Source organism: Mucilaginibacter terrenus, from assembly GCF_003432065.1.
Lineage (GTDB): Bacteria > Bacteroidota > Bacteroidia > Sphingobacteriales > Sphingobacteriaceae > Mucilaginibacter > Mucilaginibacter terrenus.
Genome location: NZ_QWDE01000004.1, coordinates 70,982 through 91,634, shown reverse-complemented (window position 1 = coordinate 91,634; position 20,653 = coordinate 70,982). Strand labels below are relative to the sequence as shown.

The following is a 20,653-nucleotide window of genomic DNA, read 5'->3' as shown; positions in this document are numbered from 1 at the left end:
AGCTTAACTGCTTGCAAATACCTGTCGTAAATTAATAAATAAGGTAATTTAAGTCACCTTGAAGGTCGTCTTAATTAACAGGTAGCACAGCATTAATGTTTATTCCTAAGGAACTGTTTTTACCATATCTGCTTGCACTGCTAACCCATTAAAGGGAGAATAATTTATTTTAAATAAAATCTATTAATTCTATAGTCTTTATATTTTATTCATATATTTGCATCGAAATAGTTCTTTATAGTTATCAAGAAAGACCGAGGGAAAGGCCCTATGACGTCTTAGCAACCTATACAATAAGTATAAAGGTGCTAATTCCTGTCTGCCATTGGCAGAAGAGATAATGTTTACAATACATGCTTAGCTGTCGGGCTTATCAGTACACAATATCTCCCCGGTGCAATCTTGATGGCTGAAAAGCAATATTGTTAATGCTATATTATTATGAAAACACCTTTTACATTTCGCTCGTTTTTAAATCACTCGCCATCATCATCTGCATGTTTCATGCAAGGCATGCGTTGTTGCTGCTAATTTAATTCCCCATCCTGCTGAGGCGTGCAGCCTCTGGTTATTCAAACATCCTTTACAATAGCTAATTGCAGTGCAGCTGCATTGGGCTTTCGTACAGGCATTTTTTACCTCTTACAATTAATAGTCATGTCCAAAATTTACAAGCTGTTTTTGGCGGCTTTACTGCCATTTTTCTTGCTGCAAACTACCTACGCCCAAACGGTTAAGGTTAGCGGCGTTGTCACCGCCCGGTCAGACGGGCAGCCGCTCCCCGGCGTTACGGTGGCTGTTCAGGGATCTACCAATGGTACTCAGACAGATGTACAGGGCAGGTTTTCCCTCAATGCAAAACCAAATGATGTACTCCGGATATCCTACTTGGGCTTCACCACACAACAGGTCACGGTTACACAGGCCGACGCACCGTTGCAAATAGTACTGGTAGAAGCCGCAAACTCGTTAAACGAGGTGGTGGTAACGGCGCTTAACATCAGCAAAGACAAAAAGTCGTTGGGCTACGCGGTACAAAGCTTAAAGTCGCGTGATATATCAGAAGCTAAAGAAAGCAACCTGGTAAACGCGCTTGCCGGTAAAGTTGCCGGTGTACAGGTTACCAACAGCCAGGGCGACATGGGATCATCACGTATAGTTATTCGCGGCGAAACATCGGTATCGGGTAACAACCAGCCACTGTTTGTGGTGGATGGCGTTATCGTAGATAACTCGCAGTTTCAGGGTGCTAACGGGTCAAGAGATTTCCCTAACGCAATTTCCGACCTCAACCCTGAGGATATAGAATCTATAAGTGTACTTAAAGGACCAAACGCTGCCGCACTGTACGGCTACCGCGCAGCTGCGGGTGTTATCCTTATAAAAACTAAAACAGGTAAGGGTGCCAAGGGCCTTGGTATCACTATCAACTCCAACACCAGCTTTGCAACCCTGAAGGTCTTCCCTGATTATCAAAACCAGTTTGGACAGGGATCCAACGGGAAATTTAGCTACGTGGATGGCAAAGGCGGAGGCGTTAACGATGGTGTGGATGAAAGCTGGGGCCCTCCATTGGATGGACGATTGATTCCGCAATTCAACTCTAACGGTGTTGCGGTGCCTTTTGTAGCGCATCCTAATAACGTACGCGATTTCTTCAACACAGGTGTCACCCTAAACAATGGTGTTGCACTTGCGGGCAGCGGCGACAAGTACGATTTTAGGTTGTCATACAACAACCTGCATCAAACTGGTGTGGTGCCTAATTCATCACTGGGCCGTAATTCATTTTTATTGAACACAACGTTCAGGCCAACACCAAAGCTTACCGTTACTACTATAGCTAATTACATAAAAGACGATGCAGGCAACCTTCCGGGTGCTTACGGCCGCAGGGCAACCAGCACCATGCTTCAGTTTACATGGTTTGGCCGCCAGGTGGATATAAGCCAGTTGAAAAACTACAGAAACCCTGATGGCAGCACCTTTAACTGGAACAACAGCTACTATAGCAACCCATATTTTATAGCTTATGAGAACACAGTTGGGCAGTATAAAGACCGCCTGATTGGCAGCATCGAGCTGAATTACAAAATTGGTGGCGGCCTATCTGCAAATTTTAGAACCGGTACCGACTTTTACAACGACCGTCGTAAAATAAAGGTGGCCTATGGTACTAATGGAACACCATTCGGTTCTTATGAAGAAGACGCTTATCACGTGAGCGAAACCAATACTGAAGGCCGGCTGCAGTACACTAAAAAGCTGAGCAAAGATTTCTCCCTTGATGCATTTATTGGTGGCAACATAAGCACAATTATAAACGAGCAGAACGACCAGATAGCACCTAAGCTGGCAGTTGCGGGCCTTTATACGTTGAGTAACTCACGTGATCCGCTGGTATCATCAAATTACTATGGCAAGCTTAAAACGTACAGCTACTTTGCATCGGCACAAATTGGATATAAGGACTATGCGTTCCTGAACCTTACCGGCCGTAACGACTGGTCGTCTACTTTACCTGTAGCAAACCTGTCTTACTTCTATCCGTCGGTGAATGGTAGTTTGGTACTATCTCAGGCGCTTGACTTTAAAAGTGACGCATTAAGTTACCTAAAACTAAGAGGTGGTTGGTCTAAAGTAGGTAAGGCCGCTACGCCTTATCAGCTCATCAACACATATAACTTTACAGCGCCTTTTGGCACCAATCCGCAGCAGAACGCTAATAGTATAGATCTTAACCCGAATTTAAAACCTGAGACAACAACCTCTGGCGAAGCTGGCTTTGAGGCCGGTTTCCTGCGCGATCGCGTACGGCTGGATGTAAGCGTTTATAATACAAACAGTATTAATCAGATACTTAACGTTGATGTTAGCCCTTCAACAGGTTATACGCAAAAGCTGATAAACGGCGGCCGTATAAATAATAAGGGCTTGGAGGTACAGTTAAGCGGCACGCCAATTAAAAAGAATGATTTCTCGTGGGATGTAACCGTGAACTATTCGCTTAACCGCAGCAAAGTAGTATCGTTAGATGAAGAAGGCAGGCTGCAAAGCTATATTTTAGGCACCAACCGTACGGTGCAGGTACTTGCCGCAGTGGGGAAACCTTACGGTACATTGTTTGGCAACGCTTACCAGCGTGATGCCGCCGGCAACATTGTTATAGATAACAGTGGTGTACCGGTTATCAACCCTACCAAGCAGTACCTGGGTAAGTACACACCTGATTTTTCCGGAAGCATTAACAACAGCTTCTCTTATAAAGGGATTAATTTAGGTTTCCTGGTGGATGCCCGGTTTGGAGGATCCATCTACTCTAATACCAACAGAACGGGAACTTACACGGGAGTGCTGGCATCAACGCTGCCCGGCCGAGGTGCACAAAACGGCGGATTAAGCTATTACTATCCCGGTAATAATACGTCAGCTACCGCGGTGCAGGTTAACGGAGGTGCTGCTGCACCAAATGGCGAAACTGTTTATGACGACGGTATGGTATGGAAAGGCGTAAAGGCAGACGGCACAGCAAACAGTAAGGTTATACCAGCACAGTCTTACTACAAAGGATTTACCAATGTGGACGAGGCCTTTGTTTACAGCGCATCATTTATAAAGCTTAGGGAAGTTAAGCTAGGCTACACTTTCCCGGCGAGGTGGGTAAAAGGGATAGGGCTGCAGTCGGCGACCGTCTCAGTTGTTGGCCGGAATCTATGGATCATTCACAAGAAAGTGCCAAATATCGACCCGGAAACGGCATTCAACACCGGCAACGGCCAAGGCCTTGAAGACCTTACGCTACCTACTGTTCGCAACATCGGCTTTAATGTTAATCTTAAATTCTAACTATCATGAAAATCAAACATTTATCAGCATTAATACTATTTGCCGCGGTTACACTATCAACAGTGTCGTGCAAAAAGGATCTGCAGGATATAAACAAAAGCCCGAATGCATCTGAAACTGCACAGCCTGACTACCTGCTTACTGCAGCTATAAAAAATACAGCCGACACCTATTGGGGTACCGCAAATAACATGGATGCGAGCCTGCTTTTTGTACAGTACTGGGCTAAGATCCAATACACCGATCCGGACAGGTATATCTACTCTAACAATGCTTTCCAGGAGTTGTGGACGGTAGGTTACTCAAAAAGCATAGTTAATCTGAACCAGATAATAAAGTTAGCAGACGCGCAGTCTAACCCTAATTACAAAGGTGTGGCGCTGGTGCTGCGTTCATGGACTTTTCAATTACTTACCGACGCGTACGGCGATATACCTTACAGCCAGGCAACTAACATTTCGCAATATCTTACCCCTGCTTATGACAAGCAAAAAGATGTGTATTTCGCTTTGTTGGAAGACCTGAAAACGGCACAGTCTTCGTTGAACGCGTCAGGACCGGCAATCTTGGGTGATGTTATTTACGGCAATAACATTACTTCATGGAAGAAATTTGCCAATTCGCTGCGTTTGCGAATAGCCTTGCGTATAGCAGACCGCGAGCCTGAAAAAGCTAAACAGGTACTTGCCGAGATACAGGCAGAGGGCAGCGGCTACATAAGCAGCAACAGCGAGACAGCACAGTTGGTTTATCTGGCATCACCAAACCAAAACCCTATAAGTAACCTGTTCGACACCAGAGATGATTACCGTATAAGCAAAACTGTTGTTGACAAGCTTTTTGCATTGAATGATCCGCGTTTGCAGGTTTACGTCAGCAAAACAAAAGATGCCACGCCAAACACTTACGTGGGCATACCTAACGGGTTATTAGTTGGGGATGCCAGTAACCTGGGTTTTACAAAAACATCAAAACCTGGCGCCTATTTTCTTGCTCCAGGTGCACCGGCGGTTATTCAAAGTTATTCGGAAGTGCTGTTTGACCGTGCAGAAGCTGCAGCAAGGGGGTTTACCACAGAGAATGCAGGCGAACTATACAAGCAAGCGATTACAGCATCGTTAAAGCAATATAGCGTAAGTGATGCAGATGTTGCCACTTACCTTGGCCAACCTGCTGTACAGTATAATGCCGGTAACTTCCGTAAATCCATAGGCGATCAAAAATGGCTCGCGTTATTTGGACAGGGGTTGGAAGCATTTGCGGAGTGGCGCAGGTTAGATTATCCTCAGCTTCAGCCTGCTGTAGCTGGTACGCTAAACGGAAAACTGCCGTTAAGATTCCTGTACCCGGGTACAGAGCAATCTTTAAACGGTACTAACTATCAGTCCGCGGTATCTGGTCAGGGCGCTGACGTATTAACAACCAAACTTTGGTTTGATGTGAATTAAGTTAGAAGCTAAATATCATCTACTTAATACACAGCAAAGTTTTAATAAAACAAAACGCCTTAATGCATAATTAAGGCGTTTTGTTTGTAGTGCGGAGAGGGAGGGATTCGAACCCTCGATACGCTTTTGACGTATACACACTTTCCAGGCGTGCTCTTTCGACCACTCAGACACCTCTCCGTTTTGGGCACGCAAAGGTAAAATATTTATCCGTAAGGGCAACAAAAAAGCGGCTATCCAATGGGTAACCGCTCAAAACGAAAACTCTAACTCACAAAAATCAAAACTTATATACTCTATCTTACTAACTTATACCTAATAGAGCGTTTTAAATGCTAAAGGTTTAATCTGCTAAAACAAGAAGCAGCTTTACGCAGATATATTTTTTTAGCTTATGTTTGCTCCGCAATATCCGGCTGCTAAGCCGGGTGTATTATCGCACTAACGCAGATGCTGAACATCAACGAGATAAAGAAACCCATTGCTGCAGAAATTGATGTTTTTGAGGAGAAGTTTAAAGCCTCTATGCAAAGCTCTGTTCCGCTGCTGGACCGTATTACCCATTACATTGTAAAACGGAAAGGAAAGCAGATCCGACCAATGTTCGTTTTTTTTTCCGCCAGTATATGTGGTGGTATTAACGAAAGCACTCACCGCGGGGCTGCGTTAGTAGAACTTTTGCACACCGCAACACTGGTACATGACGACGTGGTAGACAATTCTTATCAGCGCCGGGGGTTCTTCTCTATTAATGCACTTTGGAAAAATAAAATAGCAGTGTTGGTGGGCGACTACTTGCTCTCGAAGGGGCTGCTGTTGTCTATCAACAATAATGATTTCAGTTTGCTTAAGATCGTATCAGAAGCGGTTAAGCAAATGAGCGAAGGAGAGTTGTTGCAAATTGAGAAAGTGCGTCGCATGGATATTGGGGAAACCGTGTATTATGAAGTTATTCGTCAGAAAACTGCGTCGTTAATTGCTGCGTGCTGTGCCTGCGGAGCAGCTTCCGCCGGAGCAAGCGAGGAAGTAATAGAAAAAATGCGATTGTTTGGTGAAAAGATCGGCATAGCATTTCAGATAAAGGATGATATGTTCGACTTCGGCACCGATGACGTTGGCAAGCCATTGGGCATAGATATAAAAGAAAAGAAAGTGACGCTGCCGCTGATATATGCTCTTAGTAATGCAAGCAGCAGCGAAAAGAAGCGGATTATCAATTTGGTTAAAAACCACAATGATGATTCTAAAAAGATCACCGAGATCATCAACTTTGTAAAGCAAAACGGCGGACTGGATTATGCCGGGATACAAATGAAAAAATACCAGGATGAAGCATTTGCTATTCTTGATACCTTCCCTGCAGGTGATGCACGCACAGGGCTGGAGCAATTGGTGCGATACACTACAGAGCGTAACAAGTGATATATTTACGTTCAATTGATAGCGCTCATCTATAAGCCTGTTCGGTAATCTTTCATATAAACTTATTACATTCGTAATATGCAGTCCTTCAATTTCAGCTTCTTAAAACTTGGTATTCTTGATGTAGTTGATGTGCTGTTGGTGGCGTTTATTATTTACCAGTTGTACAACCTGATCAGGGGGACAATAGCTGCCAACATAGTAATAGGTTTGGTTACTATCTACCTGCTTTATATGGTAGTAAGAGTGCTGCATATGCAATTGCTTACCGGCATATTGGGCAAGTTTGTTGATGTAGGTATTATCGCAGTCATCATAGTTTTTCAGCAAGAGGTTCGGCGGTTTTTGTTGCTTGTTGGTAAAAACGCCTCATTACAGCGCAACAAAGCCTGGTGGAAGTACTTTTTTGGAAAGGCCGAAGCAGAAAAAAACAATTATGCGCGCATTAAGCCAATAGTTGACGCCTGCAAAAGCATGAAGCAAACCCGTACCGGAGCACTTATAGTTTTTGCTAAATATTACGACGAGCAATTCTATCAAAATAGCTGCGAAGTGGTCGAGGCCAAAATCTCTAAACGGCTGTTAGAGAGTATATTTCAAAAGAACAGCCCATTGCATGACGGTGCGGTGGTGATATCAGAAAATAAAATAAAATCTGCCAGTTGCATATTGCCTGTAACTGAGAAAGCCGACTTGCCCGCCCAATTTGGTTTGAGGCACAGAGCTGGGATAGGCGTTACAGAAGCAAATGACGTTACAGCCATTATCGTTTCAGAGGAAACCGGCGAGATATCATACGCGAAACAAGGGCGTATAAAAATGAACATTAGCTTCGCCGAACTGGAGAAGCTACTCAATAAAGATTTTCAATAAGGCTTACGGACGCTCTACTATAACGACATTATCGTTTTTAGAAGGAGTTTTTCCAACCACCGGCATTTTAGAGTTCCCACGAAGTTTTACAACGGGCATTTTAGAATAACCCTGTAGAGCAATAATAGGCATCTTGTCTAAAGCTTTTATGTCATAAATACCTTTTGGAAGCGCTTTCATGTTGGTTTGCGGTACCAGCGATAAATCTTTTATAATTTGCGAGTTTATGGTAGTATCTGGTTTGAAAGGAAACGTTTTGTTTAGGGTTGATGGTGGAACGGTTGTATTTCCATTCCCTTGCGCCAATAATTCCCCTGAGCAGGTAGCTAAAATAATTACCAAAAGCAGCTTTTTCATAACCATTGTATTGTTAATACTAAGTTAGCTAATCTACTCCTTAGTAACATGTTAAATCAAGTTAAAATATGTTAAAACTACAAAGCCACCCTTTGGGTGGCTTTGTAGTTTATGTAATTTAAGATGGGCTGTTGCTTAGTTAAGTGGAGCAACTGCTTTATCTACGGTTGCTGCTGAAGCAGTATCGCCCATTTTAGTACGCGCATCTTTAATACCGTTAAGTATTTGTATTACTGAAGGAGCAACGCCGTACTGTTTGTACTTGAGGCCAACTTCTCCAATAGCTTGAATCCCTTGCTGTGCATATTCGGGATTTTTAACCCTTGCAGCAAAATCCGCTACTTTACGTACCATGCCAAACTGGGTGTTAGGATCGCCTGCATTCTTGAACGCGTTATAAACGTAAGGCCATTCGGCATCGGTGCCTGATGTTGCATAAACGTTTATCACAGCTTGTTTAGCGGCGCCTTCGGCATCTTTTTCGCGGCTTTTTGCCAGCTGGAGTGCTTCTGTTGGGTTAATTTGTCCAATGGCATTCATTGCAGCGCCTTGTATCACATAAGAGTCGCTTGCATATGCTTGTTTGAACAAGTTAAGATTGCCTGATGCTTTTAGCTTTCCTAAAGCGTTTATTGCCGCAGCACGTACAAGGTTGTTTTCGTCTGATTGTGCAAGTTTAACCAGTACCGGTACAGCCGCGTTGCGTACGTCGTCGTTGGTTGTGATGTTAGCTGCATTAATTGCTTTCAGGCGTAAGCCATAATACTTGTCCTGCATTGCTGCTACAATAACTTTACGTGCTTTCTCGTCTGTCTGGCGCGCTTTCACACCGTCAATGGCTTCAAAGCGATCCAGGTAAAGCGGAGCATTAAAGTATTGAAACGAAAGTTCGTCCAATGATTTGGTATCGGTCTTTTTAGTAAGCAATATTTTGTCACCGTCAACATTCACCAGGTCAGGTTTAGCAGCTACGTCGAAAGTAAGTGTATCAGTCTTATCGCGCATCCAAACATTATGGCGTACTTTTTTGCCACCTGCATAAATATCTATAGCCATTGGTAGTATAAATGCATTACCATCCTGCGTTTGCTCTAAATAAACAGTTTGTTTTTTGGTTGCATCATCCCATTTATAGGTGACGTTTAATATTGGGTGACCCGCACCGTAATACCACTGGTTAAAGAACCAGTTCAGATCGCGGCCGCTTGCTTCTTCCATTGCTAAACGCAACTGCTGTGCCTCGCCATTTTTAAAGGCGTTAGTTTTAAGGTAAATATTCAGTCCTTTGTAGAAAGCTTCTTTACCCAGGAAGTTGCGTAACATATACAAAATACGCCCGCCCTTTTGGTAAGTTACTACATCAAACACATCCTCTTTATCATTGTAGTGAAAGCGTACAAGATTTTTGGTTTTGGCATTTGGCTGGCTTAAATAGTTCAGCATAGCTTCGTAACTGTGTGCGTCTCCTGCATCTTTGCCATACTTGTACTCGGCCCAAATGCTTTCGCTAAAATCAGCAAAGGATTCGTTTACCGTAAGGTTGCTCCAGCTTTCAGCAGTTACGTAATCACCAAACCACTGGTGGAAGAGTTCATGCACAATAGTGCTGCGGCCGCCATCATAATAGCGGTCGGCAAGTTCACGTTTGGTGCCTTGCACATATTCGCCATGAAGGGTTGCGCTGGTGTTCTCCATTGCCCCGCTTACATAATCGCGAACAACTATCTGCGAATATTTATACCATGGATAATCAACGCCCAGGGTTTTTGAGTAAAACTCCATTACCTCTGGCGTAAAGCCGAAAATGTCTTTTGCGTATGGCGCGTACTTCGGCTCCAGGTAATAGCTTACTTCTTTATCGCGCCATTTGTCTTTGTATATTTTAAAGTCTCCCACAGCCATCATAAACAAGTATGGCGAGTGCGGAAGTTCTTGTTTCCAAACGTCGGTACGGGTACCGTCGCCGTTAACTTTTTGTGAAGCCAGGCGACCGTTAGATAACGTAACGTACTTTGCAGGTACAGTCATCGCTATCTCTTCCGTAGTTTTTTGGTTTGGCTTATCAATGGTTGGGAACCAGCAAGATGAGCTTTCAGTTTCTCCCTGAGTCCAAATTTGTGTTGGCTTATCTTTTTCAGTACCATCAGGATTAATAAAGTATAATCCTTTCGCATCGCTGATAGCTGCGCTTCCCTTAGCTTTTAACTCGTTAGGTTTTGAAGTATAGTCGATATATAATGTATAAGCTTCACCGCCCTGGTAAGTTTTGTCAAGCTTTATGGCAACGGTAAGGCTATCGTAAGTGAACTTTAATGGCACGTTCTTACCATTCTTTACAACAGCAATGGTCTTAAGGTCCATGCCTTTGGCATCAAGGCGCAGGCTGTCGGTCGGATAAAAGTGGGGCTTCAACGTAACCCACTCCTTTCCATACAGGTAACGCTTTTTGTAGTCGAACCTAACATCCAGCTTGGTGTGTACAAGGTCGTTTATTTTTGGAGTAGTTTCCCGGTACATCTTGTAAGCAGGGCTTTCAGGTGCGGGAGCTTGTGCAAAAGCTGTGCTGATGGCCAGCGCGCTCATACTGCCTCCAATGAGGGCAGCGTAAAGTGTTTTCATAGTTCGTTAATTAGTTTGAATAGTATGCATGCATAATAAAATCTAAATTATTAGTTTTTATTGAAAGGTAAGACGCTATTTATCTATCAATGTTACACAAAGCTGTAGGTAAAACCACTAAATTAGCCAATACCAATTATTGTTTTACCTATACAATATCTGCTTATGCAAAGAAGAACATTCATCAGGACCGCAGCTGTGGGCGGTACTAGTTTTCTCGTTAGTGAAAATACCTTAGCCAATGGTTTATATACCGGTTCGCCTAATAAAAAGGTGGTGATAGGCGTAATGGGCGTAAACAGCCGTGGCGCATTCCTGGCTCAAAAGCTTACCGCAGTTCCGGATGTCGAAATTGGCTACATATGCGATGTGGATAGCGTAGCACTAAACAAGTGCATTGCAGATATAGAAAAACTCACCGGCAAAAAGCCCCAAGCTATAACAGACGTGCGCAAACTGCTAGAGAAAAAAGACCTGGACGCATTGGTAATTGCCGCGCCTGACCATTGGCACGCGCCAGCAACTATATTGGCCTGCCAGGCCGGCAAGCATGTGTATGTAGAGAAGCCTTGTAGCCATAACCCACACGAAGGAGAACTGGCAATTGCCGCTGCTGGTAAATATAACCGACTGGTGCAAATGGGTAGCCAGCGGCGCTCGTTCAACAATGTACAAAAGATGATTAAGGAACTGCATGATGGCGTGATCGGCAGGGCATATTTCGCACGCGGTTGGTATACCAACAATCGTAAGTCGATTGGATACGGCAAACCTGCACCCGTCCCAGCTAATCTTAATTATGAACTCTGGCAAGGCTATGCCCCTCGTAGGCCGTATAAAGATAACCTGATCCATTATAACTGGCATTGGCACTGGAACTGGGGAACTGGTGAGGCCCTCAACAATGGCACGCATGAAATAGATGTGATGCGATGGGGGCTGGGTGTCGACTTCCCTAACCGTGTAACCTCATCGGGCGGCCGTTTTGCCTTTAAGGATGATTGGGAGACACCTGATACACAAACTATACTGGTTAACTTTCCTAATAACACAGCCTTGTCATGGGAAGGCCGCAGCTGTAATAACTATTACTCTGAAGGCGTAGGTCGTGGTGTGGTTTTTTACGGTGACGGAGGTACAATCTACTATGGTGGAGGGAACGGTTACCAGGTTTATGATATGGACAATAAGCTGGTGAAAGAAATAAAAGATGAAACACCTGTTGATGCATCTAACAAGGTTAGCCCTACAGAATTGCTTGACCGGGTGCACCTGCAAAACTTCGTCAGTGCTATACAGGGAAGTGAACAGTTGAACCAAACTATCATCAATGGTCATAAATCAACCTTGATACCACAGCTAGGCAACATTGCACAGCGCACCGGGCGAGTGCTTAACTGCGATGCATCAAATGGCCATATCTTACATGATGCAGATGCAATGAAGCTTTGGACACGTGATTATGAACCAGGCTGGAACCTTAAAGTATAACATCAACCCTGAATAAAAATGAGAAACAATTTAAAGCTTTGGGCACTTGCCGGATTAACGTGTTTTGCTGCGGCAGCTACAGCGCAGGTGAAGCCCGGGTACACCAGTTTGTTTGACGGAAGTACCCTTAAAGGATGGAAGAAACTGGCCGGCAATGCAGAATATACTGCTGCCAACGGAGTACTCACCGGTACCGCCGTGCTTAATAGCGGCAACACCTTCCTGGTTACCGATAAAGAATATGGCGACTTTGTGCTGGAGCTGGATATTATGACAGAAAGCAACCTCACCAACTCTGGTGTGCAGGTACGCAGCCATTACAATCCCGCGGGACACGAAGGCAAAGGGCTTGTTTATGGAAGGCAGTGTGAAATAGACCCCAGCGAACGCAAATGGACCGGTGGTATATATGATGAAGGCCGCCGAGACTGGCTGTACCCAATGGAACTTAATGCAGCGGCAAAAGTGGACTGGAAACCAGGAGAATATCACCACATAAAAATTGAAAGCATTGGCAACACCACCAAGACATTTGTGAACGGCATTCCGACCGCTATGGTTGTGGATACTGTAGACGCAACCGGTTTTATCGGTTTACAGGTACATGCCATAAGTGATGCAGGGCAGGCTGGCAAAAAGATATATTTTAAGAATATTCAGATAAAAACAACCAATCTTCAGCCGGCGCCTGTTACCCGTAACTTGTATGTAGTTAACTTGGTATCTAACCAATTGTCGGGCTACGAACGTCAACACGGCTGGAAGCTGCTTTTTGACGGCAAAACCAACAAAGGCTGGCATAGCGCTACTGCAGCAACGTTTCCGGCTAAGGGCTGGAAGATAGAAAATGGTATGCTCAGCGTTATTGGTGCAAATGGTGGTGAGTCGGCAAACGGCGGAGATATTGTTTCTGACGGGCAATTTGCCGCATTTGATCTTTCATTTGAATTCAGGATGAGCAAGGGGGCGAACAGCGGCGTGAAATACTTTGTTACGCTTGACGAAAAAACGCAAGGTTCGGCAATTGGTTTGGAATACCAGGTGCTGGATGATGCCGTACACCCCGACGCTAAACTTGGCCGGGACGGCAATCGCACATTGGCTTCGTTATACGACTTAATTACCGCTAAAAAGCAAAGCCGGTTTGTGCACCCGATAGGAGCATGGAACACAGGCCGGGTGGTAGTGTATCCCAACAACCACGTTGAGCATTATCTTAACGGAATAAAGGTGTTAGAGTATGATCGCGGCTCAAAAGAATACCGAGACCTGGTTGCCATAAGTAAGTACAAGGTTTGGAAAGACTTTGGTGAGGCAAGGCAAGGTCACCTGCTGTTGCAGGATCATGGCTTTGATGTTGACTACCGCAGCATCAAAATCAAAGAGCTTAAGTAATTTACTTACAGTTAGTAACAGCTACAAGTGGAGGTGCAATTTTGCGCCTCTTCTTGTTTAATACCGAACACAGACCGTTCGTATTCGAACATTATATGAGCTGGTGATTTTTGTATTTAATTGTTAATCAGCGACTTTCAATATTGGCACATATCTTATATCTGTTTACATAGCAAGCTAGCTTGCTATGTACCTAAAAATCAACAATATCATGATAAAGAACTACTTGAAAGTTGCTTGGCGCAATCTGGTTAAGAATAAAACACACACCTTTATCAATGTTGCCGGCTTGTCTGTTGGGATGGCAGTAGCGATGCTGATCGGTTTATGGATATGGGATGAGCTATCCTATGATCGTTCTTTTGAAAACAAGGACCGCATAGCACAGGTAATGCAGCACCAAACCTTCAACGGAAAAATAGGTACCCAAACTGCCATTCCTATACCTTTAGGCACAAAGCTAAGCGCCGAATATCGTAACGACTTTAAATACGTAGTGCTATCTAGCTGGAACTATGATCATATACTTGCTTACGGCGATAAAAAGTTGAACCAGCAAGGGAGTTTTATGCAGGCGGAAGCGCCGGATATGCTGAGCCTTAAAATGATTGAGGGAACACGCACCGGGCTAAAAGATCCTTCATCTATCCTTATGTCCCAAAAAACTGCCAGGGCTGTTTTCGGCGATGAAGATCCTATGAACAAAACGGTTAAAATTGACAACCAGCAGCTGGTTAAAGTCACCGGCATATACGAGGACCTGCCGCGTAACAGCACCCTTACCGATGTTTCTTTCATACTTCCCTGGGATTTGTATATGACAACGCAGCCCTGGCTTAAAAGGGCCGCCACCCAGTGGGGAAATAATTCATTTCAGTTGTTTGTACAGTTGAACGACAATGCAGATATCAACAAAGTAAATGCCCGTATCCGCGATATCAAAGCAAAAAATATAGCCGCGCAAGGCGATATGGTTGGTGCATCATTTAAACCGGTATTGTTTCTGCACCCTATGGAGAAATGGCGTTTATACTCGGAGTTTAAGGATGGTATTAATACAGGTGGTGCTATCCAATGGGTGTGGATGTTTGGTATAATAGGCGGCTTTGTTTTGTTGCTGGCTTGCATCAATTTTATGAACCTAAGCACCGCCCGTTCCGAAAAGCGCGCTAAAGAAGTAGGTATTCGTAAAGCTATCGGATCAATAAGGGCGCAGTTGATTGGTCAATTCTTCAGCGAGTCCCTTTTAGTAGTGGCCTTTGCATTTGTGTTTTGTATAGTGTTGGTGTTGCTGATACTACCCTGGTTTAACCAGGTTGCCAACAAAAACATGAGCGTACTTTGGCTAAACCCGGTGTTTTGGATAATTGGTATTGGCTTTAGTTTGCTTACAGGAGTTGTGGCAGGCAGCTATCCCGCGTTTTACCTTTCCTCTTTCCAACCGGTTAAAGTGCTTAAGGGTACTTTCAAAGCTGGTAGGTTTGCAGCTATCCCTCGTAAAATATTGGTTGTGCTGCAGTTTACCGTGTCGGTTACGCTTATAATAGGGACAATTATCGTATTCAGGCAGGTACAGCATACCAAAAACAGGCCGGTTGGCTATGATCGTACAGGTATGGTACAAATGAGCATGAAAACCGACGACATCCACAAGAACTTTATGGCTGTACGTACCGATCTGCTGTCGAGTGGAGCTATTGTAGAAATAGCTGAATCGGGTAGCCCGTTGACGGATGTATATTCTAACAATAGTGGCTATACCTGGAAAGATAAAGCCCCGGATCTGCAGGACGACTTTGCTTATGTGCCTGTTTCCCCTGAATTCGGCAAAACTGCAGGCTGGAAGTTAATAGAAGGACGTAACTTTTCCAGGGATAACCTGGCAGACTCCATGTCAATTATCCTTAACGAATCTTCGGTGAAGTTTATGAATCTCAAACATCCGGTAGGAGAAATTGTAAAGAATGGCGACGATAAGCTAACTGTGATTGGCGTAGTAAAAGACATGGTAATGTCTTCGCCCTACGAACCTGTTAAGACAACCATATTTGCTTTCAACAGGAACAGCGCGAATATGATCGACATCCGCTTAAACCCCAAGGTGCCGGTTAGAGAAGCTCTGGCTAAAATAGAAGCCGTATTTAAAAAATATGATCCGGGTAGCCCGTTTGATTATCGTTTTACCGACGAAGAGTATTCAAAGAAATTCTCTACCGAAGAGCGTGTTGGTAAGCTTGCCGGCTTTTTTACCATTCTGGCTATTTTCATTAGCTGCATGGGGCTATTTGGTATGGCATCCTTCATGGCAGAGCAACGCACAAAAGAAATTGGTGTACGTAAAGTTCTGGGTGCTTCAGTATTTAGTCTTTGGCAAATGATGTCTAAAGATTTTGTTACGCTGGTTTGCATATCGCTGCTGCTTGCCATTCCCACAGCATATTACTTTATGCATGGCTGGCTTCAGGATTATAAATACCGCGCAGAGCTTTCCTGGTGGATATTTGCAGGCACTGCTGTTTGTGCCATATTCATAACAATATGCACAGTAAGCTATCAAAGCATAAAAGCCGCGTTAGCTAACCCGGTAAGAAGTTTACGCAGCGAATAAGAGAAAGGGATCAAGATTTAAGAGTCAAGAATCAGGAAAAAAACAAAGGGCCGGAACTAAGTTCCGGCCCTTTGACATGTATGATGTCCTTATCTTAAATCCTGATTCTCTAATCTTGATTCTGCTTAGCAATACTGCTCAAAAGCACCTATCAGGTTGTCTGCTATCATTTGTGCAGGACGGCCTTCTATCTGGTGGCGCTCTATAATGTGCACTAACTCGCCATCTTTAAACAAAGCCATTGATGGTGATGATGGTGGATAGGGCAGCATCAGGTTACGGGCTGCATCTACCGCCTCTTTTTCCATACCTGCAAAAACAGTTACCAGTTTGTCCGGATGTTTTTCGTTCTGCGCGGCCATACGTGCAGCAGGGCGGGCGTTAGCAGCGGCGCAACCGCATACAGAATTTACCATTACAAACACGGTGCCTTCGCTTTTTATAGCTTTCTCTACAGATTCGGCATCCTTCAATTCTTCAAAACCAACTTTGGTAAGTTCTGCCCTCATCGGGGCTACAAAATATTCTGGGTACATATCTATTCGCTTAATTTCTACAAAAATAGCATAACATTAATTAATAGGGGAGCGTAAAAGAATAAACTGTAATAATTGACGTTCGGATTATGTTCGGCACGTTATCAGGAAATTAAAACTTCTTGCTAAATTGCAGTTCGGGTAAAACCGAACCCCCTGATTAATTAACTAAAGAACAAACTTAAAAATCGAGCATTTAGGTAATGGGCATTATTTCTCAAAAAAATCAGCCTCAACCGCGGGTTGTACAGGTAAAAGCAAAGCACTTTAACGGGTTAAAATTTGGTATAGCAGTAGTACTTATTATGGTGATGGTGCTTATGTCGGCCATTATGCGCCTTAACAACCAAGTGGTACAGCAAAGCCAGGAAAACAGCCGTTTGCACTCGCAGATTGCAACACTGCAAGGTGAGATAGACAAAACCACCGAAGATGCAATGCTTGCGTCTGCCGAAAAGGAAGGCAACCGCAGCAAAGCAGTGGGCTACATAGAAAGCATTCAATCAAAATTAAAGAGCATAAATAATTACCTAAGCAAGCGCGGCCTGCGCAGTATCTCTTTTAAAACAGTTAACATCAGCAACAAAAAGAACGATACTAAAATGTATAGCGAGTTTAACGCCTATTTAGATAAATTGGTAAATAACATTGCCTACATGCCTATGGGTTACCCAAAGCTTAGCTCTTTTACTTCATTTTTTGGCTACCGTGGCAACCCTTTTGATTTTGGCGGAAGCGAATTTCATCCGGGTCTTGATTTCCGCGGCCAGAAAGGGGATGCTGTAAAGTGTACAGCAAGCGGCAGAGTGATATGGGCATCCCGCGCAGGAGGTTACGGCAACTGCGTTAAAATAAAACATACCAATGGTTTGGAAACCTGGTACGGCCACTTGTCCAAGATTAGTGTACGCGAAGGGCAGCGCGTTACGGTAGGAGATGTTATTGGTAAGGTTGGGTCTACCGGCCGCTCAACCGGTCCGCACCTTCATTATGAAATTCGTAAGAATGGACAACCGGTTAACCCTAAACAGTATTTAAGCCTGAACATGTAAGCCCTACCAGGATAGATAATTGAAGACAAGATTGCCATAGGGCAATAAAGTTCCCCGGATGATACACCATTTCTTCCGGGGATTTTTATTGCCTATTTTTGTGAAAAATTAAAATTATGTCTACAGTAGAAACTGCATACGTTAAGAATAAAGTGAAAGACATTTCACTGGCCGAGTGGGGCCGCAAAGAAATTGAATTGGCCGAAGCAGAAATGCCTGGCTTGATGGCACTTCGTGCGGAGTATGGCGCGAGCCAGCCACTTGCCGGCGCACGTATAGCAGGCTGCCTGCACATGACCATACAAACCGCTGTATTGATTGAAACGCTACAAGCATTGGGTGCACAGGTAACCTGGTCGTCATGTAACATATTCTCTACCCAGGATCACGCTGCTGCTGCTATAGCTGCTGCCGGCACTTCTGTTTACGCCTGGAAAGGCATGAATGCCGAAGAGTTTGACTGGTGTATAGAACAAACGTTGTTCTTTGGCGAAGATCGCCAGCCGCTTAACATGATACTTGATGACGGTGGTGACCTTACCAACATGGTGTTTGATAAATATCCTGAATTGGCAGCGGGCATTAAAGGCCTTTCTGAAGAAACTACTACCGGTGTACACCGTTTATATGAGCGCATGAAAGCAGGTACTTTATTGGTGCCGGCTATTAACATCAACGACTCTGTTACCAAATCTAAGTTCGACAACAAATACGGTTGCCGTGAGTCATTAGTAGATGCTATCCGCCGTGCAACCGACGTAATGATGGCGGGTAAAGTAGGTGTTGTTTGCGGTTACGGAGACGTAGGTAAAGGTTCTGCAGATTCTTTACGTAATGCTGGCGTTCGTGTTATTGTTACTGAAATTGACCCTATTTGCGCGCTACAAGCAGCTATGGAAGGTTTTGAAGTGAAGAAACTTTCTACTGCAATTGCCGAGGCTGATATTGTTGTTACAGCTACAGGTAACAAGAACATTGTTCGCGAAGAGCATTTCCGTGCTTTAAAGGATAAAGCTATCGTATGTAACATTGGCCACTTTGATAATGAAATTGACATGGCATGGTTGAACGGTGCTTACGGCAATACCAAAATTGAGATAAAACCTCAGGTAGATAAATACACTATTGAAGGTAAAGACGTGATTGTACTTGCCGAAGGTCGTTTGGTAAACCTGGGTTGTGCTACCGGCCACCCAAGTTTTGTAATGAGTAACTCGTTTACCAACCAAACACTTGCACAACTTGAGCTTTGGACAAATACCGACGCTTACGAGAAAAAGGTATATACCTTGCCTAAGCACCTGGACGAGAAAGTAGCCCGCTTACACCTTGCTAAAATTGGTGTGGAACTTGAAGTACTAGATCAGGACCAGGCGGAATACATTGGCGTAACTGTGGAAGGGCCGTTCAAACCGGAGTACTACCGTTACTAGGTAGAATCAGGACGATTAGAGTCAGGAATCAAGATAAGACTAAAAGGGATGTGGTGTGAGCCATGTCCCTTTTTTGCTGATACATTTTTAAGCTTTATTGCTCAAATTCATCGTCGACCGTTTGGCGAAGGTCGTACAAAAGCCATTGCTTATGTGCAATGTCGGCAGCTTTTGATTTTAGAAGTTCTATAAAGTCCGTTACACCTATTGGTTCGTTGCCGTTACCATGTATCAGCACAATGCTGCCCGCGCGCGGCTGTTGTCCCTTTGCAAGCCACGCATCAGTACCAATTGGAATAAGCCCGAAGCCGGTGATTTCATAAACAAGCTGCTGATCAGATACCAGGCCGGGAAATCTGAAGAATACTGATGGCAACAGCCCATTCCTTAGCATATCCCTTTCAGTTTCGAGAACCTCATAATTAATATTGGTGCCGGGCTCAAGCAAAAAATTGCGCTTTAGCGGAGCTTTTAAACTAACCCGGTGCTTGTAAGAGTGATTAACCCAGGTGATGTTAATTTCATGATCATTCTGCATCTGCTTAAGCCAGGCAAGGTCTTGCTGATGCTTGTTTAGCCACAAGCCACTTACCGACAGGGCTACCGGCACCGGCCGCTCCACAGCTTTAAATTCGTTGAGGATATCAACAAAAATTCGTTTATCCAATGAGCGGTGTGATGGACAAAGATCTGCTGTCAGGCTGATGCCGGTCTCCTTTGGCAACCCACGCTCTATCCCTGCATCCTGCACCGCTACCGAATGCTGTTCTGTAGATGAGAGGGCTCTTACATACGGCAAGTATTTAAAGGCCGCTCTTAAATCTGCTAAAGGCATCTGTTGCACCGTGTAGTTGCTCTCCAGGTCGGTTCGCGTATTAAGTGTCGCCTGATCAACTAAAAGCAAAAATTTACGGCCATGATCCTCAAAACGGCGCAATGTAAGCCAGGTTTTGCCGAAACGTCTGGCTGTCCCAAAGTAAACCTCGTATTTATCCAGCGATCTGAAGTCAGCTTGTGCTGAAGCAGTTGTAGTAAAGGCGAATACAAATAGCAGTACGGCAAGCGCGTGTTTAATCATGTTCTAATAAATACAAAAGATATACGTAGCTAGCAATTCGATCAATCTGGTTTAATCTTTTACAATAACTCATAAGATGTCCTTATCCATGCAAATACCTGTGGTTGAAGCTCAGCCACATTGCTTAACCGAAGATTATGCTGGTAACGGCCCGCAACTTCCACGCTTTTATAGAGTTGTGGCTGCTCTAACTTCTCCGGGGTATAAAACTTTAGATCAAGAAACTTTTGCATCGGGCGAATTACAAAAAACGTTTGGCGGTGTACAAACGTGATGCAGTTGGGTGTGGTCCCCACCAGCACTTCGGGCCAGTCTGCTACCTCTGCCAACAGCTTGTCGAATAACAACAATAACTCATCAGGCTTACCTTTAAATAAATCGTCGAGGCTCACCCTTGCGCAATAATGTCGCTGACTTTCGTTTACTAGTTCGCGGTCGCACTTTGGGCAAATGTAGGGCATTGTTAAAGTTATAAAAATTTAGGATGAAGAGTAA

The 20,653-nt window shown here is 44.2% G+C and carries 14 protein-coding genes, 1 tRNA gene and 1 riboswitch; of the genes, 9 read left to right on the top strand and 6 right to left on the bottom strand.

Annotated elements, in window-relative coordinates; genetic code table 11:
• Positions 1–238 precede the first annotated feature (238 nt).
• Positions 239–344: riboswitch (SAM riboswitch) on the top strand.
• A gap of 313 nt (positions 345–657) precedes the next feature.
• Together DYU05_RS17725 and DYU05_RS17720 are read left to right on the top strand one after the other, a co-directional pair.
• Positions 658–3,846: a SusC/RagA family TonB-linked outer membrane protein gene (locus DYU05_RS17725; RefSeq protein WP_117384487.1), complete on the top strand. Its 3,189-nt coding sequence runs from the start codon at positions 658–660 to the stop codon at positions 3,844–3,846.
• A gap of 5 nt (positions 3,847–3,851) precedes the next feature.
• The gene (locus DYU05_RS17720) at positions 3,852–5,294 is read left to right on the top strand and encodes a SusD/RagB family nutrient-binding outer membrane lipoprotein (RefSeq protein ID WP_117384486.1); all 1,443 of its coding nucleotides are present in this window, start codon (positions 3,852–3,854) and stop codon (positions 5,292–5,294) included.
• A 92-nt stretch (positions 5,295–5,386) separates the two neighbouring features.
• Here the strand turns inward: DYU05_RS17720 and DYU05_RS17715 are convergent.
• Positions 5,387–5,474 (bottom strand) — tRNA-Ser (locus DYU05_RS17715).
• A 270-nt stretch (positions 5,475–5,744) separates the two neighbouring features.
• Here DYU05_RS17715 and DYU05_RS17710 point away from each other — a divergent pair.
• Complete coding sequence (locus tag DYU05_RS17710) at positions 5,745–6,716, top strand: polyprenyl synthetase family protein (RefSeq protein WP_117384485.1); 972 nt, start codon at positions 5,745–5,747, stop codon at positions 6,714–6,716.
• 78 nt (positions 6,717–6,794) lie between these two features.
• The gene (gene cdaA, locus DYU05_RS17705; protein WP_117384484.1) at positions 6,795–7,589 is read left to right on the top strand and encodes a diadenylate cyclase CdaA; all 795 of its coding nucleotides are present in this window, start codon (positions 6,795–6,797) and stop codon (positions 7,587–7,589) included.
• A gap of 3 nt (positions 7,590–7,592) precedes the next feature.
• On the opposite strand, the gene DYU05_RS17700 is transcribed toward cdaA, so the two are convergent.
• Positions 7,593–7,946 carry a hypothetical protein gene (locus tag DYU05_RS17700; protein WP_133300257.1) on the bottom strand — a complete coding sequence of 118 codons (354 nt, stop codon included), beginning with the start codon at positions 7,944–7,946 and terminating at the stop codon, positions 7,593–7,595.
• 135 nt (positions 7,947–8,081) lie between these two features.
• Positions 8,082–10,565 (bottom strand): M1 family metallopeptidase, encoded by a 2,484-nt coding sequence (locus DYU05_RS17695; RefSeq protein ID WP_117384482.1) that lies wholly within the window; start codon positions 10,563–10,565, stop codon positions 8,082–8,084.
• Positions 10,566–10,730: 165 nt separating this feature from the next.
• Between DYU05_RS17695 and DYU05_RS17690 the strand changes: the two genes are divergently transcribed.
• The 3 genes from DYU05_RS17690 (at position 10,731) to DYU05_RS17680 (ending at position 16,059) form a co-directional block, all read left to right on the top strand.
• Positions 10,731–12,056: a Gfo/Idh/MocA family protein gene (locus tag DYU05_RS17690; RefSeq protein ID WP_117384481.1), complete on the top strand. Its 1,326-nt coding sequence runs from the start codon at positions 10,731–10,733 to the stop codon at positions 12,054–12,056.
• Between the two features lie 18 nt (positions 12,057–12,074).
• Positions 12,075–13,451, top strand: coding sequence for a 3-keto-disaccharide hydrolase (locus DYU05_RS17685; protein WP_117384480.1), 1,377 nt, complete (start codon positions 12,075–12,077; stop codon positions 13,449–13,451).
• 211 nt (positions 13,452–13,662) lie between these two features.
• Entirely contained in the window at positions 13,663–16,059 is a 2,397-nt protein-coding gene (locus DYU05_RS17680) for an ABC transporter permease (RefSeq protein WP_117384685.1), read from the top strand.
• A gap of 125 nt (positions 16,060–16,184) precedes the next feature.
• Here the strand turns inward: DYU05_RS17680 and DYU05_RS17675 are convergent, their stop codons facing one another.
• Positions 16,185–16,595, bottom strand: a complete 411-nt coding sequence (locus DYU05_RS17675) for a BrxA/BrxB family bacilliredoxin (RefSeq protein WP_117384479.1) — start codon at positions 16,593–16,595, stop codon at positions 16,185–16,187.
• Between the two features lie 203 nt (positions 16,596–16,798).
• On the opposite strand from DYU05_RS17675, the gene DYU05_RS21475 reads away from it, so the two are divergent.
• Positions 16,799–17,647 (top strand): peptidoglycan DD-metalloendopeptidase family protein, encoded by an 849-nt coding sequence (locus DYU05_RS21475; protein ID WP_205771927.1) that lies wholly within the window; start codon positions 16,799–16,801, stop codon positions 17,645–17,647.
• 116 nt (positions 17,648–17,763) lie between these two features.
• Positions 17,764–19,080, top strand: a complete 1,317-nt coding sequence (gene ahcY, locus DYU05_RS17665) for an adenosylhomocysteinase (protein ID WP_117384478.1) — start codon at positions 17,764–17,766, stop codon at positions 19,078–19,080.
• 94 nt (positions 19,081–19,174) lie between these two features.
• Here the strand turns inward: ahcY and DYU05_RS17660 are convergent, their stop codons facing one another.
• Positions 19,175–20,158 (bottom strand): polysaccharide deacetylase family protein, encoded by a 984-nt coding sequence (locus DYU05_RS17660; RefSeq protein ID WP_117384477.1) that lies wholly within the window; start codon positions 20,156–20,158, stop codon positions 19,175–19,177.
• Positions 20,159–20,217: 59 nt separating this feature from the next.
• Positions 20,218–20,619, bottom strand: coding sequence for a DUF5655 domain-containing protein (locus DYU05_RS17655; protein ID WP_117384476.1), 402 nt, complete (start codon positions 20,617–20,619; stop codon positions 20,218–20,220).
• Positions 20,620–20,653 lie beyond the last annotated feature (34 nt).

Coding starts and splice junctions, on each gene's coding strand:
- DYU05_RS21475 (WP_205771927.1), top strand. CDS start 16,799: ATGGGCATTATTTCTCAAAAAAATCAGCCTCAACCGCGGGTTGTACAG.
- DYU05_RS17690 (WP_117384481.1), top strand. CDS start 10,731: ATGCAAAGAAGAACATTCATCAGGACCGCAGCTGTGGGCGGTACTAGT.
- DYU05_RS17720 (WP_117384486.1), top strand. CDS start 3,852: ATGAAAATCAAACATTTATCAGCATTAATACTATTTGCCGCGGTTACA.
- DYU05_RS17680 (WP_117384685.1), top strand. CDS start 13,663: ATGATAAAGAACTACTTGAAAGTTGCTTGGCGCAATCTGGTTAAGAAT.
- ahcY (WP_117384478.1), top strand. CDS start 17,764: ATGTCTACAGTAGAAACTGCATACGTTAAGAATAAAGTGAAAGACATT.
- DYU05_RS17660 (WP_117384477.1), bottom strand. CDS start 20,158: ATGATTAAACACGCGCTTGCCGTACTGCTATTTGTATTCGCCTTTACT.
- DYU05_RS17695 (WP_117384482.1), bottom strand. CDS start 10,565: ATGAAAACACTTTACGCTGCCCTCATTGGAGGCAGTATGAGCGCGCTG.
- DYU05_RS17710 (WP_117384485.1), top strand. CDS start 5,745: ATGCTGAACATCAACGAGATAAAGAAACCCATTGCTGCAGAAATTGAT.
- DYU05_RS17725 (WP_117384487.1), top strand. CDS start 658: ATGTCCAAAATTTACAAGCTGTTTTTGGCGGCTTTACTGCCATTTTTC.
- DYU05_RS17685 (WP_117384480.1), top strand. CDS start 12,075: ATGAGAAACAATTTAAAGCTTTGGGCACTTGCCGGATTAACGTGTTTT.
- cdaA (WP_117384484.1), top strand. CDS start 6,795: ATGCAGTCCTTCAATTTCAGCTTCTTAAAACTTGGTATTCTTGATGTA.
- DYU05_RS17655 (WP_117384476.1), bottom strand. CDS start 20,619: ATGCCCTACATTTGCCCAAAGTGCGACCGCGAACTAGTAAACGAAAGT.
- DYU05_RS17700 (WP_133300257.1), bottom strand. CDS start 7,946: ATGAAAAAGCTGCTTTTGGTAATTATTTTAGCTACCTGCTCAGGGGAA.
- DYU05_RS17675 (WP_117384479.1), bottom strand. CDS start 16,595: ATGTACCCAGAATATTTTGTAGCCCCGATGAGGGCAGAACTTACCAAA.